This window comes from Vibrio sp. HENC-03, from assembly GCF_000305755.2.
Lineage (GTDB): Bacteria > Pseudomonadota > Gammaproteobacteria > Enterobacterales > Vibrionaceae > Vibrio > Vibrio owensii.
Map to the genome: position 1 here is coordinate 236109 of NZ_JH976126.1, position 14473 is coordinate 250581.

9 protein-coding genes are annotated in these 14473 nt (G+C 47.9%); 2 read left to right on the plus strand and 7 right to left on the minus strand.

Annotated elements, in window-relative coordinates:
- The first annotated feature begins 104 nt into the window (after nt 1–104).
- Nucleotides 105–1430 (plus strand): hemolysin family protein, encoded by a 1326-nt coding sequence (locus VCHENC03_RS06395; RefSeq protein WP_032802962.1) that lies wholly within the window; start codon nt 105–107, stop codon nt 1428–1430.
- Between the two features lie 74 nt (nt 1431–1504).
- On the opposite strand, the gene VCHENC03_RS06390 is transcribed toward VCHENC03_RS06395, so the two are convergent.
- On the minus strand, nt 1505–3466 hold the full coding sequence (locus VCHENC03_RS06390) for a TonB-dependent receptor domain-containing protein (RefSeq protein ID WP_009707182.1): 1962 nt from the start codon (nt 3464–3466) through the stop codon (nt 1505–1507).
- A gap of 227 nt (nt 3467–3693) precedes the next feature.
- On the opposite strand from VCHENC03_RS06390, the gene VCHENC03_RS06385 reads away from it, so the two are divergent.
- Nucleotides 3694–4329: a 4'-phosphopantetheinyl transferase family protein gene (locus tag VCHENC03_RS06385; RefSeq protein WP_009707183.1), complete on the plus strand. Its 636-nt coding sequence runs from the start codon at nt 3694–3696 to the stop codon at nt 4327–4329.
- Between the two features lie 6 nt (nt 4330–4335).
- Here VCHENC03_RS06385 and VCHENC03_RS06380 read toward each other — a convergent pair whose 3' ends face one another.
- The 6 genes from VCHENC03_RS06380 to VCHENC03_RS06355 form a co-directional block, all read right to left on the minus strand.
- The gene (locus VCHENC03_RS06380; RefSeq protein ID WP_009707184.1) at nt 4336–5286 is read right to left on the minus strand and encodes a hypothetical protein; all 951 of its coding nucleotides are present in this window, start codon (nt 5284–5286) and stop codon (nt 4336–4338) included.
- Nucleotides 5279–9226, minus strand: a complete 3948-nt coding sequence (locus VCHENC03_RS06375; RefSeq protein ID WP_009707185.1) for an enterobactin synthase subunit F — start codon at nt 9224–9226, stop codon at nt 5279–5281. Before VCHENC03_RS06375 ends, VCHENC03_RS06380 begins: the two co-directional genes overlap by 8 nt.
- A 33-nt stretch (nt 9227–9259) precedes the next feature.
- Nucleotides 9260–10150, minus strand: a complete 891-nt coding sequence (locus VCHENC03_RS06370) for an isochorismatase family protein (protein ID WP_009707186.1) — start codon at nt 10148–10150, stop codon at nt 9260–9262.
- Nucleotides 10151–10218: 68 nt separating this feature from the next.
- On the minus strand, nt 10219–11838 hold the full coding sequence (locus VCHENC03_RS06365; protein ID WP_009707187.1) for a (2,3-dihydroxybenzoyl)adenylate synthase: 1620 nt from the start codon (nt 11836–11838) through the stop codon (nt 10219–10221).
- On the minus strand, nt 11835–13055 hold the full coding sequence (locus VCHENC03_RS06360; protein ID WP_050554388.1) for an isochorismate synthase: 1221 nt from the start codon (nt 13053–13055) through the stop codon (nt 11835–11837). The genes VCHENC03_RS06365 and VCHENC03_RS06360 overlap by 4 nt, the downstream gene beginning before the upstream one ends.
- 290 nt (nt 13056–13345) lie before the next feature.
- A complete protein-coding gene (locus VCHENC03_RS06355) occupies nt 13346–14452 on the minus strand; it encodes a hypothetical protein (protein ID WP_032802951.1) in 1107 nt (368 codons plus the stop codon).
- Between the last annotated feature and the right edge of the window lie 21 nt (nt 14453–14473).

Here is a 14473-nt window from a genome sequence, read left to right on the forward strand (position 1 = left end):
ACAGCAGGTTCGATAATCAAATTCTATCCTTTTCATTACGCATTTCATTGTTACAGCGTGATGAATTATTCGCCACTTCACGTTTCTCTCCTGCAAAGCTCGTTATGCTGCTAGCGTGTGCATCACTGGAAAACTTCATGGACATTTTATTACTGGTTGGATTAATCGCTCTCAATGGCGTGTTTGCCATGTCTGAGATTGCGTTAGTCACCGCCAAAAGCGGCCGACTGAAAAAGTTTGCCGAACACAGCGCTTCTGCCCGCCTCGCTCTACAACTGAAAAACAATCCCACTCAATTCCTCTCTACTATCCAAATCGGCATCACAGTGATCGGTATCCTTAGCGGTATCTTTGGTGAGGCTACGCTTTCGGTTCCGTTTGAACACTGGCTCGTGACTCAAGGTATTGAGCGCGAAGTTGCCACTGTACTCGCCACCGCGATTGTCGTTGTCGTCATCACCTACTTCGCTATTGTGATAGGCGAATTGGTCCCAAAACGCTTTGCTCAAAATAATGCCGAGCGCATTGCCGTTATCGTTGCCTACCCTATTCATTGGTTAGCCAAACTGACTACGCCGTTTGTTCTATTGCTAACCTTATCGACCGATGCTTTACTCAAGCTGTTGCGTCAGAACAACACTGGGGAAGTCGTCACAGAGGAAGACATTTTTGCCGTGATGAGCGAAGGGTCTGAATGCGGCGCAATCGAACCGCAAGAACAACTGATGATTCGCAATTTACTGCACCTTAATGATCGCCTTGCGCTTTCGCTGATGACGCCTCGCTGCGATATGCATTACCTCGACCTCGATTTACCGCTTGAAGAAACGCTCAGAAACTTGCGCCAAACGCAGCATTCCGTTTGGCCTGTGTGTAAAGGCGGGCTGGATAACATCATAGGTACGATTTCTTCCAAGGTCTTGTTAGATGAATATGACGAGCTGTCGATTTCTCGCTTGGCCAAGTTGCTCAAACGTTCACGCTTTGTACCAGAGTCTATGAAAGGCTTACCGCTGCTCAATTACATGCAGCAAACCAGTACAGAAATGGTCTTCATTGTCGATGAGTATGGAGATGTGCAAGGCTTAGTGACTCACCACGATTTACTCAAATCCATCGCCGGTGAATTAGGTATGGCACCTCAGCATGTCTGGGCGAAAAAGCAAAAAGATGACAGTTGGTTGATGGATGCGCTTATCCCGCTTAACGAGCTGAAGTACAAACTTGAACTCAATACTATTGAAGGTGAAGAGAGCGAAGGTTTTCAAACCTTAAACGGCTTTTTGACGTGGTTAATCGGACGGGTGCCAACTCAAGGCGAAACTGTTGAGTATCAGCATTGGCGATTCGAAATACTGCATGTGAAGAGCAATCGTATCGTTCAGGTCAAAGTAACCGAAATAGCCACGGCACTTGAAGCCGAGTGCTAGAGGTCATTCGCTAGAAACGAAAAAATAGCCTCTATACGGAGGCTATTTTTAACTCATTACATTTAAGAGCTCAGTTAGAACAGGTACGTTGCACTTACGTAAGCACTGCGACCTTTCTCTGAGTATCCGTAGTAATCGTCTTCATCATCCAACTCAACATCAAAGATATTGTTCAAACCCGCTTTCAGGTTTAGCTGTTGGAAGTCATAAGCCACACCCAGACCGACTAGCGTGTAACCATCGACTGTTACGTTTTCACGGCTTTGGTTCGTGATCACCTGTTCGCCAATGTAGTTGACGCGAGCGAAGGTAGTAAATGAATCAAACACTTCCCAGTTAACATCAAGATTCGCCAAATGCTCAGGAGTTTGCGTTAGCGTATCACCCGTGCTCTTGTCTTTTGCATCTGTGTAGGTGTAGTTACCTTTTAGATTGATGCTGTCGGTAACGTCGTACCAACCTTCTAGCTCAATACCTTTGATTTCTGCTTTACCGATGTTTTGGTAAGTGAAGATAGGCATTGGGCCATCCATACCAACAACCTGAGTTAGGTCACGTTCGATCTTGTTTTTCAAGTCTGTGTAGTAGTGCATCAAACCCAAACCCATAGACGTCGATTCGTACGCGAGGCCAGCTTCGTAGCTTTCTGACTCTTCCGGTTTCAAATCTTCGTTACCAGTGAGCCAACAACGATTACCACAGCTGATCACGCGAACTTGATCACTGCTTTCCATCATGCCCGGAGCACGGAAACCGCCACCAGCGCCGCCTTTCAATACAAACTCATCGGTGAAGCTGTAAACCGCGTAAGCACGTGGACTGAAGTGGCTACCATACACTTCATGGAAGTCTTGACGACCACCCAGTGTCAACGCCAACTTATCTAGGTCAAACTCACCTTGTACGAACACCGCACCTTGGTAGTTATCGATGTCGCCAGAAGGCACATCACGACTGTTTTTCAGCTCGGAAGTACGGTATTCACCGCCGAATACCCACTCGTGCGAGTCACGCCACAAACCAGAGAGTTTAAAATCAAGTGTGTTGTTTTGTAGCTCAACGTCTGCTGCGCCATTGGTATAGGCCGTACTTGCGTCATCCAACTGCATGTTTTCGCCGTATAAACGCACTTGTGAATCAACGGTATCCCAAGCACCTTCATGGGTCAGACCGTAATTCCAACGAGTTGAATCTTGAGTGTTCGTTTGTGGACCTGAACGAGGGTGAACCCAATCCGCTTCACGCTCGTCGTTGGTGTAAATCACATCCGCGATCAGGCGTTGTTCTTCTGTCAGTTGCCAAGCAAGCTCACCAAAAACATTGGTGGTGTCTTTCTGCTCTAATGCATCGAAATCTGGGTTAGTGTCAGTACGCCAAGGGTCACGCGCAGAGCTTTCAACAATAATGCTGCCTTCGACATTTTCCGTCAGCGTGCCACTTGCATAGGCGTGACCTTTCAAACCATCACCGCCATCACCTTCAAGAATGCTTTCGTATTCAAGACCAACCGAGCCAGATAGCTCTTCGGTCGGTGATTTCAGGATCACGTTCACCACGCCACCCATCGCTTCTGAACCATACAGAGACGATACCGGGCCACGCACCACTTCAATACGTTGAATCGCGGTAAGAGGAATACTCGATAGATCGAAATCGTTACCTCGGATCAGCGCATCTTGAGAGTTGATACGGCGACCATTAATGAGAACCAAGGTGTGCTTAGAATCCAGACCACGAATACGAATGGTGTTACGGCCATAAGCGGTGCTGCTCAATACACTGACACCCGTCGCACTACGTACCGCTTCTGAGATGTCTTTTACCGGCATCTTCGCAATATCTTCTGCGGTAATGACCGACACCGATGCGGGTGCAGTCAACTCCGAGTGTTGAGTAAGAGACGCGGTTACCACCATGCGCTCCATTGCTACGACTTCTTCTTTGTCGTCTGCAATTGCCTGACCGCTAAGCGCTGTCAAAAGTGCACCTGTCAGCACAGAGGGCATAAACGTGGGCTTGTTAACTAAACTTTTCACTGCATTTCCTTATATCTATTTTATAAATAATTTGAGCTCGCAAACTGTAAAGAACGAATGTATAAATAACAATTATTATTATTCGCATTAACATTCAATTTTGAGCTAAGTTATATTTTTGAACTGCAACTCATTGCAAAGTGACGCCATTGAAAAACAAAGAGCTAGGTAATTCCCTTCCCCCTGTCTGTCTTCACTTAGAAGGTCTAAGTCCAAAGGTTTACATCGTGAAAGCCACTGCGGACATGTATTGCCAAAACGGCTTTCCCGAGGAAGAAAAACTCATCCAAAAGGCGGTAACGAAACGCCAACAAGAATTCAGAGCAAGTCGCCATGCTGCCCGCTCCGCGATCAAGAAACTCATACCATCAACCAGCAATGATGCGAATGTGCCGATTTTGTCTGGCAATGCCAGAGAGCCTCTATTTCCCGCGACCATCAGTGGTAGCATCAGTCACACGGATAACATTTGCCTTGCGGCTTGCGCGCTAAAAAGCAACATCGCGAGCTTGGGCATCGATATTGAAACCAACAAGCCGCTTGCCTCTCACCTCTTTGCAACGGTCTACACTCGTGATGAGCAGCAATTACTTGCAAGCACGAACAACATTCCCGATACGCTTATCTTCAGCATTAAAGAAAGCCTTTTTAAGTGCTGCTTTCCTTTTGTTCAGGTGTACTTCGACTTTCTTGATGCACAAATTACGTTAGAGCCAGCGACCGAATATTCGGGGCAATTTCGCTTTGAGCTGATTGGCCGCAACCAAGCCGCATTACGCGAAAAATTACCGAATCTCGGGTTTCATGGTTACTACTGCTTTGACCAGCAGTACGTTTTCTCGCTGTGCTACTTTTCCAGATGAATCTGTTTATGTTTTTTGTTCGATGACCTTTTTGATCACCATCTGCTGCCGCTCGTTGACCAGCGGCAGTCGTTGTTCCAAGCGTGATTTCCACATTTGCGGCACACTCACACCTTGTGCATCGAGCTGACGGCTTTGTGGTCCTAGATACCAATAAGCATCCACCAGTTTATCCAGTGAGATAAACGCGTAAGGGTTAACTGGTGGCTTCTTCGGGATCAAATCAAGGAACGTTTTTTTACTCAGTTGCGGTTGAGTGGTGGCATAGATTCCATGCTCCGTCTCATCGAGGTCAGTCGGTAAAATGTGGGGCCACACGGACACGTAGCGATCAGTGAACTTCTGTTTCGCCAGATCGCCAAATGTCTTGTGTTTAGACATAAAACCTAACGTAGGAGAACGCTTTAGGATGTGTCTCGCACCAACTAAAACCACGACTCCTTGCTCGTTCTTAGCAAACTGCTTTTCGACCCCTTCGACTAACGCTTGATCACGCTGTGCATTGAGCTTGACCAGCTCTCCGGCATGGGTAATGTCTTGCCAGTGGAAAGAAGGCTCCGTCAGCACGACTCTGATCGGGACTTTACGCTGTGCGTTCACCACTCTTAACCGTTTGAAGAAATCACCGTAACAAGGATGCATCCAAGCAGGAAACGCAACAGAATCCAGCCAGACAGCGGCCAACTCAGCGTCGGTCACCGCTTCCCCCATCAAATAATTGTTGAGTAGTGCCTGATGCTTCGCATTGCCAAACTCAATAAATAAGTGGGAAAACACGCCGTCCAACTCTGGATTGAGCAGAGTGCTGGTCATTTGTTCGAACAGCTCGGCGTACCAATGCGCCTCACCAATCGCTACCACGCAGCCAGAGGCCAGTTTGGTTTTAAGGAAAGTCAAAGGGGAAATCATCCCCTCCAACTGAGCGTTCGATTTAGCTTGAGTGGATGAATCAAACATCGAATCTCTCTCTTAACTCTTCAACCATGTGAGTACCAATCAGACGAAGCATATCCGGGCGCATCATGTCGCGGTGAATACAGGCCACATCCACTACTTTGAGATCGCCATCCATGTATTTGAACCAACCATTGCGGTCAAGGAAGGCCTCTTCCGGCGGCTTCTCAGCATTGAAGAACAGCACATCACCTTGGTATTGGTAATCCACCGCATCGCGCACACGCTGGTTGTTGTTAATCACCACCTCGATCATGGCCGTGATGGTTTCGGTACTCAGGTGCGCCATGGACGAACCTGCATCTTGCAAGATATCGATCACCTCTGGCTTAGTGATGCTTGAATGCGCCGCTTCATCAAACTCAACACCGGCCATACGGATTAGTGCTCCTAGCGCTTGCTCTTCTCCCGGTGGATGGATGGTTTGCCACTGCTCAGCAGGGTAAGAGTCCAGCAGCGTTACTAGCCCTACTTCTTGGCCTTGCTCTTGTAAGATGCCCGCCATCAAGTGAACAATCATGCCGCCAATCGACCAACCTAGAAGATGGTAAGGACCAAAGGGTTGCTCTTCACGAATGGCAGCCACGTAGTCTTCTGCCATTTCTTTCATGCTCTTCGGCAGTGGTGCAGAAGGGTCGCCAAGATTACGAGCCTGTACGCCATAAAGCGGAACATTGGATGGGATGATTGGCGTCAGCGCCGCATAACACCAACTTAGACCACCAGCAGGGTGAACACAGAAAATCGCCGCTTTACCTTCACGCTTGCGCAGCGGTAACAGAATGCTCAGCGCATCATCACTCTCACTGCCGTTTAACTTGGCAGCAATGCCAGAAACGGTTGGCGACTCAAACACAGCAGCCAGTGACAGTTCAACACCCATGATCTCTTTCACATGCGCAATCAACTGAGCGGCTAATAATGAATGGCCGCCGAGTTCAAAGAAGTTGTCTTCTACACCAACAGCAGGCAGATCCAACAACTGACAGAACAGCTTACATAAGCGCTCTTCCACCAAGTTACTTGGTCCTTTCGTACCAACTTGACCAGATAAATCAGGCTTAGGCAGCGCATTACGATCCAGCTTGCCGTTCGGCGTTAGCGGGAAGGTTTCAAGCTCAACAAAGTAACTCGGCACCATGTACTCTGGCAGCGGTTCCGCAAGGTATTTTTGTAGAGCGTTACTATCGATGCCCTGCTCTGCATCCTCTGCGGTAACGTAAGCGACCAGACGCTTGTCGCCATCACTGTATTCCTGAGCCAGTACGGCAGCTTGAGCAACACTTGGATGATTAGCTAAGGCGTTCTCGATCTCTTCCAACTCAATCCGGAAACCTCGGATCTTGACCTGAAAATCACTTCGACCGCAGTATTCAATCGCCCCATCTTCACGCCAACGAGCCAAATCACCCGATAGATACATTCGACTGCCCTGCGGACCAAATGGATTGTCGATGAAACGCTCTGCCGTTAGCGCTTCTTGCCCGTGGTAGCCTTGTGCTAGCTGTCGACCCGCAATGTATAGGTGCCCTACCACACCCGGTGGTACTGGGTTAAGCGCATCATCAAGAATATAGATTTGTGTGTTCCACACCGGACGACCGATAGGTATCGAGTTACCTTCTGTATTGGCTTCACTCGGCCAGTAAGTCACATCCACGGCGGCTTCTGTTGGACCATACAGGTTATGTAGCGGAGCGTTGAATTCTTGGTAATAGTGGTTCACTAACTCGATAGGCAGTGCTTCACCACTACAGAAAACTTGGCGCAAACTTTGGCACAAATTGGCGTCTGCTTGCTGAACAAAGATTTGCAGCATAGACGGAACAAAGTGCAGCGTAGTGATCTTCTCGCGTTGGATAAGATCTTGTAGATAAATGGGATCTTTATGCCCATCTGGTTTGGCAACCACTAAACATGAACCAACGATCATCGGCCAGAAGAACTCCCACACAGACACATCAAAGCCTGCTGGCGTTTTCTGCAAAACGCGGTCTTTTCCATCAATTGGGTATTGGTCATGCATCCACAGCAGTCGATTGACGATAGCGTCATGGGTAACCACAACCCCTTTTGGTTTACCTGTGGAGCCAGAGGTGTAAATCATGTAAGCCGGAGAGTAAGGCTCTGGCTGAACTTGGGGTGGTAACGGCTCCACCACTTTGTAAATGGTAGGCAACGTTTCATCATCGACTATCTTCACCTCAACGTCTTTTGGCAACTTGTCCTGCAGCGCCGTGGTAGAAAAGACGAACTTAGGTGAAGAAGACGCCAACATGTAATGGATTCGGCCTTCTGGATAATCTGGATCGACTGGCACATAAACCGCGCCTGCCGCCAGAATGGCTTGTTGCACGACTATCAGCTCTTCGCTTCTTGGTACACACACCGCAATGCGATCACCCAATTCAACGCCTTGAGCTGTCAGCCAGTTAGTCAACGAGTAGACTTTCTTTGCTAACTGCTCATAGCTCAGCGTTTGACCTTCAAAAATCAACGCAGGTGAATGAGGGGTAAGAATTCGCTGTCTCGCCATCAGTGCCGCTAGCGTCGTTTCAGGGACGTCGTGCACAGTATCATTCCAAGTTTCGATGACCTTTTCTTTTTCCCCAGAGAGAAGAATATTCACGTCACTGATTTGGCATAACGATGGGTCTTGAGCTTGCGCGCTTGCAAAGAAGTCGCTCATAAAGTGGAACAAGCGCTGTTGGTGCTCGTGAATGTCTTTCTCGGAATACAGCTCCGGGTTGGCATCCATATCGATATGAAGTTGGCCGCCAAGTTCATAACAGTAGAACGAAATGTCATCTACCGGACCCGCTGACAAGTTGTGCGCCTTTGACGTTAGCTCACCAAATTTATGCTCATACTCAAACGGCATAATGTTGACCAGCGGACCGAAAAGGTTACGGTTGTCTTTTACCAAGTTGAGCTCTCGGTGCAGCTCTTCATAACGGTAGCTCTGATGACGACGTACTGAGGAAAACTCTTGATTAACCTGTTTCACCAGCGTCTTGATATCCAACCCTTGTTCAAAGCTCACGCGTACAGGCAAAATGTTTACGCGCATTGCTGGGGTTTGAATCGCTACAGAACCTAAACGCCCCATCAACGGCACACCAAGTACTACTTCATTAGAACGAGTCATGCGGTGAACATAAGCTGCAATAGATGCGATAAGCACGCTGTACCAGTGGGTGCGACACTGTTTTGCCAGTGATTCCATACGTTGGAAATCACTCACTTCCATCGCACCTTTTAAGCGCAAGAAATGGTCAGATGTGACGGTTGGTTTGCCTGCCAAATTCACCGTATCTGAGTGATCGGCGTAACGTTGCAGATAGAACGCGCGGTCTTTTTGGTATTTTTCTGAAGCTTTGTAGTCGTCGTCTTCTTTCAGTAAGGCTTGTTGGTCGACAAATTCGATCTTGTCGAAGTGCTCGCCCTTAGCCAGTTGGCCGTAGATATGTGCCACACGTCCCGCGACTAGCGACATGCTGTAGCCATCAATGGCGATGTGATGGAGTGATAAGAACCAGACAAACTGGTCTTCTGAAAGCTTAAGTAAAGCCATAATGAACAACGGGCCTTGCTCTAAATCAACCGGTTGTTTTAGCTCTGCTTTCATCCATTCTACAGCTGCATCTAGCGGTGCATTAGAATTCGAGAAATCGACTCGTTCTACTTGCCAGTTTTGTCTATCAATCACCATGCGAGGACCTTCGGTGGTGGTAACAAACTTAGCGTGTAATGATTCAACTTCATCAATGGCGGTTTTTACGGCTTCAACAAAGCAAGGTTCGTCTACTTTGCCATCAATCACTAGGTATTCGCCTGTCTTGTAAATTGGGTTTTCTGGGTCACGCAGTTGGGCAAACCAAATCCCTGCTTGGGCATCCGTCAACGGCAGCAATTGCTCCGCTGTATAAGGTAAATCGTACATGTTCATTCCTTTGTCACTCTTCCTCTTGGGCTGTTAAGTCAGCTTCTTCTCGATCAGTTGCCACCAATCTTGCAAACTGGGTTTGGCGGCAAGTTCCATAAAACTCACATCCAGCCCCGCTTGCTGCCAATCACCCACCAGCGACATCATGCGCACCGAATCCAAACCAAAATCGAGCAAGCTGTCATCAGGCGTCATTTCATCAACCGGAACTTCCAGTAGCGCGGCCAATTGCTGGGTAAGGTGCTGTTGAGATTGAGGAATGCTGTAATCACCAGCGGCGAACTCGTTGGCGCTCTCGACTTGAGAAAGCAATTGCTGCTTATCCAGAACATAACCACATCGACCTGCAACGTAGTTGAGTGCCATTTCGTGGTCGCTTTCAGAGAAATCCGCCACCGCATCAGACACCATGAAGGCTTGGATATCAGTCATGAAGGCTTCTGCTGCGGTTTGCAAGCAGCCAATGTGCGCGTAAATACCAACGATGATCAGCTGATCGCGACCTGTTTCATCCATCATGGCTTTGAGTGGAGTGCGCTGGAATGCACTGTAGCGCCACTTGGTGTAAACAATGTCTTGCTCGGTTGGTGCAAGAGCAGGAAAGATGCGTGTAATGCTGTCATCGGCTTTTAAACCAGGTCCCCAGAAATCGGTCAATAACGCGCGATCTTCTTGTTTTTGGTCACCGGGCTGCGCGGTATAAACCACAGGAATGCCAGCATCAATACACGTCTGTTTGATGGTTTGAATGTTGCGAGTTAGCGTTTGGATCAGATCGCTTTCCACATCGTAGAAGTTAAGGAAGTATTGCTGCATGTCATGAATCAACAACACAGCGCGTTGCGGGTCTACAGACCAGTTAACGCGGTTTTCTGGAATCGCTTTAGATAACGGATAACCAGAGATAGATGGAATGGCCATTGGGCTTCTCTCCAAAATATTCAAAAATAGCTCGGCACGCCAAAACGTTGTTGGCGACGCAGAGTCAGTTAAACGAGTTCTAGAAGTTTGTTTTTATTGATTTTGCCAACCGGCGTTTTAGGCAACACATCAACAAAAATCACCCGATCGGGAATCTTGAAATCGGCAAGTCCGCGGCCTCTTAGAAAACGTTTGATTTCAATCGGCTTGGGGTTTTGTTGTGGGCAAACCAAGGCTGCACAGCTTCGCTCACCAAGGTAATCATCGGGAATCGCAATCACCGCGGCATCGTGCACCGAATCGTGTGCAAGTAAGTGGTTCTCTACCTCTTCAGCAGCAATCTTTTCTCCGCCACGATTGATCTGGTCTTTGTCGCGCCCAACCACCTGTAAGTTGCCCAGTTTTGTGAGCACAACAATATCGCCAGTGCGGTAGTAACCTTGCTCGTTGAATGAACGTTGATTGTATTCTGGTGCTTGGTAATAACCTTGAATAGTGTAAGGTCCTCGAACAAACAAGATGCCTTCTGTTCCTTGTGGAACTGGATTACCCATTTCATCGAGGATTAACAACTCGTCTGCAGAAGACATCGGACGGCCTTGAGTAGAAATAATTTCAGGCTCTGGATCATCTAAACGGGTGTAGTTCACTAGCCCTTCTGCCATGCCAAACACTTGCTGCAACGTACAACCAAGTTCCGGTTTGATGCGTTTTGCTGCTTCTTCACTAAAGCGCGCCCCGCCCACTTGCAGAACGTCCAGTGAACGAATGTCATGCTGAGTGCGACCCGCTTCATCAAGCCACAATAAAGCTAACGGTGGGACTAAAGCCGCAACAGTGATTTGATGTTTCTCAATCAAAGCAAACGCGGTTTGAGGTGTGGCATCCGGCGCGAGAACCACTGTGCCACCAGCCATCAAGCAACCTAGCGCGCCTGGCGAACTAAGCGGAAAATTATGCGCAGCGGGCAAGACACAAAGATACCGAGTTTGCTCAGAGAACTGACAAACTTCGTTACTGGCGCGAACGCTGTAGAGGTAATCGGTGTGAGTGCGAGGGATCAGCTTTGGCGTTCCCGTCGTTCCACCTGATAGTTGGAAGAACGCGAAATCTTCACCCTGTTTCTCGCTCAACTCAGCATCCGTTAAAAACAAGCTTGTTAGCTCTTGACCACCAATAGGCATTAAGCTCGTTTCACCCGCCCAAACGATATGCTTTAAACTCGGTAGCTCAGCCGCAACTTGCTGGGCTATTTCTGCGGTATTTACCCCCATTTGAGGAGCGGTAATCAGCGCTTTTGCCTCAGTAAAATGACAAAAGTATCGAATCTCCGAGTAACGGTGCGCTGGCAGTGCCAGAATAGGCTGAACACCAATTTTGAGTAACGCGAAGAAACTCAGATAGAATTCGCCGATATTGGGTAAATGCAATACCGCTTTATCACCCGACTTAAGGTTTAGATTGGCTTGGAATCCTGCAGCAAGCTGATCAACTTGTTCCACTAGGGATTGATACGTCCACTGACGTTCGCCTTCGACTAACGCAGTCTGATTTGGAAATTGGTTTGCACTCGCTTGCAACATTTGCGGGATAGTTTGATCTGTCCAAAAGCCGGCTTGACGATATTGCTCTGCTCGCGCTTCTGGCCAAGGCGTAAATCCTGACACTTTCATGGCTTGGCAGCTCATTGCACCACCTCCATATTTTCGCGGATCTCAATACCTAACGCATTAAGCACAGTGCGCATCTTGTTACCCGTTTCTTCGAGCTCACTTTGCGGCTCAGATCCGGCAACAATGCCTGCTCCGGCATAAACTCGGAGACGTTTTTTCTCTACCTCGGCGCAACGAATAACCACCACCCATTCGCCATTGCCACGAGCATCAACCCAACCGACAAGTCCGGTGAAGTAACCGCGGTCAAAGGGCTCAACATTGCTGATAAAATCGTAAGCTTGGGCAGTAGGATAGCCGCACACCGCGGGTGTTGGGTGCAGTGCACTTGCCAACTTCAGCACACTCGTGTTGGCATCAGACACAGTGCCTTCGATTCGGGTTGATAAGTGCAACATGGCTTTGGTTTCAATCACTGACGGCACCATTGGCACGTACAAGTTATGACACCAAGGTTGTAGCGCTTTTTCGACGGCATCCACCACCACAGCGTGCTCATGAAGATCTTTTGCACTCTCCATCATCAGCTCGCCTTGCTGTTGATTCATTGAAGCATTTTCGCTGCGTCGACGAGACCCCGCCAAAGGATTAGAGCAAACATGTGGCCCCTTACGAGAGACAAGAAGCTCAGGGCTCGAACCCATCAAATAAGCATCGGACTGACTGCCACCAATGCGGGTTGAAAATGTGTAACCACCGGGATTCTGCTTCAGTAAGGTTTTCAAAAAGCGCGCGCGGTCAATCTCTTCTTCTGTATCCACTTGCATGGTGCGTGATAACACCACTTTGTCGAGTTCAGCGTCTTCTCGTTGGCATTGCTTTGCTGCCAGTTCGACACTACGTTTGTACTCGCTTGGGTCTGGAATCGGTTGGATGGATGATGGAGGGCAATCGGCAAAGCCATCGACATCAGAGATCTTATCCGGCCTGATCGGTGACGTCGTGATGAGACGTTCTGGGACAATAAAGTGCACCGGATTGTATTCAGAAAATGGGATCACACCAACGGCAATCGGGTTCTCATTCCCCTCTTCCTTCGCCGATTCAAGTAATTGGCTGATGTGAGTATCTAACTCTGAGAATCTGACTTGTTGGGTAAATTCTGCAGCAATGCCTTGAGTAAGCAACGTCACAGTGGGTGAGCTAAAGAAGAACGAAGCATCATCCGTATGAGCGTTAAGAAACTCTGTGAGCATAGCGCCGCTTCCCATTGAGTTACGAAGCATAATCATCTCTCAAACTGTATTAAACATAGCGTTCCAAATGAGATTCCTTCTCATTTGAGAAATGAGACTACACATACAGATTTAATTTATCAAATACTTTTGATAATAATTATCATTCGTATTATTTGCAATTTTATAAATTAACTCCTTAGTAGTAATACGGTAAAAAGCAAATAATTACTTATAGTTAGCGTTGATTTCACCGTAAAAACTGGTGGACAAAAAATGGCCAACCCCTTGTAGGGTCAGCCATCATCCATTCTTTTCATCAATCTAACAGCACAACAAAGAAGAGTTTAGCTGTTGTCGCTGAAGCCGTACTTTTCGTCACTCTGAGATCGGATTTCGTTAAAACGATCTTGCATCTTGCCACCAATCAAATCGACGCGTCTTTGCATCTCATTCACCCAATCTCGGTCTGCCATCACATCACGAGGAAATACCGTTGTGCGTTGGTTATCTCCAAGGTAAAGAAACGCATCAAATAACTCCCCCACCTGAGCGTCCATCTTGTCCATCGCCGCAAGCTTGTATCGTGCTTTTGGTAGAAGATCGATAAACCTTAACTCCGCGATCGGGCTCTGCGCGACTTCGAGCAAAGCTGGAGCCTGCACACTGTGAAAAGTTTCCACGACTTCCGGTTCAGTCATTGGCCAAATTAAATACGTGCTATCTGGATACGCTTGCTCCAAACGCGTCGCCAGTGGCCAAGCACTGTCCTGCGTTTTAGCAACATAGTCCTTCGGTGCATTCACCAGATGAAAAGCGCCAAAAATCAACAACGCTTTTTCTTTTTTCGCCATCCGCTCTGCCGCAATTTGATAGAAATGATCCGTCTTATTTTTTGCTGCCTGCTTCCACACTTTCTCGTCTTGGACACCTTGCCAATCAAATGCTGCTTCCGCTAAATGCACCTGAATCTTTTTCCCTTCTGGTAATGCTTCGTTACGCACTCTGATCGTTTTGAAGAAATTAGTGTACGCGTCTGGCATCCAAGCCATAAAATAGATCGAACCGCGCAACACTTGATTCAACTGCGCCTCACTGACATCGCCTCCTGCGAGATAATCATCTAATACAGACTGATATTTTGCGTTGCCAAACTCCACTACGATGTGTGTCACTTGGTCAGAGAACGCCTCGCTAGAAACCAATTCCGTGGCGTAACGCAGAAAAGCATCATTCCAGTGATAATCACCTATCCCAACAAAATTGTGTTGCTTAAATGCGTCAAGAATGGCCGCCTCAGCAGGCTTAGCTTGCGCAACCACTTGTTCGATTTTTTGCTCTGGCAAATCCACCTCGGCAAAGTGTGGTAAATATTCACACCCTGCCATTCCAACGAGCCCCACAGCGAGAAGCAATGGCTTGATTTTCCAGCCTAATTTATTCATCAATTTCATGACCTCCTTGTTAATATCATG

Excerpts from the sequence above, each read along its gene's own strand:
- VCHENC03_RS06380 (WP_009707184.1), bottom strand. The coding sequence starts at position 5,286 with ATGTTTGATTCATCCACTCAAGCTAAATCGAACGCTCAGTTGGAGGGG.
- VCHENC03_RS06365 (WP_009707187.1), bottom strand. The coding sequence starts at position 11,838 with ATGAGCTGCCAAGCCATGAAAGTGTCAGGATTTACGCCTTGGCCAGAA.
- VCHENC03_RS06355 (WP_032802951.1), bottom strand. The coding sequence starts at position 14,452 with ATGAAATTGATGAATAAATTAGGCTGGAAAATCAAGCCATTGCTTCTC.
- VCHENC03_RS06360 (WP_050554388.1), bottom strand. The coding sequence starts at position 13,055 with ATGATTATGCTTCGTAACTCAATGGGAAGCGGCGCTATGCTCACAGAG.
- VCHENC03_RS06375 (WP_009707185.1), bottom strand. The coding sequence starts at position 9,226 with ATGTACGATTTACCTTATACAGCGGAGCAATTGCTGCCGTTGACGGAT.
- VCHENC03_RS06370 (WP_009707186.1), bottom strand. The coding sequence starts at position 10,150 with ATGGCCATTCCATCTATCTCTGGTTATCCGTTATCTAAAGCGATTCCA.
- VCHENC03_RS06395 (WP_032802962.1), top strand. The coding sequence starts at position 105 with ATGCTGCTAGCGTGTGCATCACTGGAAAACTTCATGGACATTTTATTA.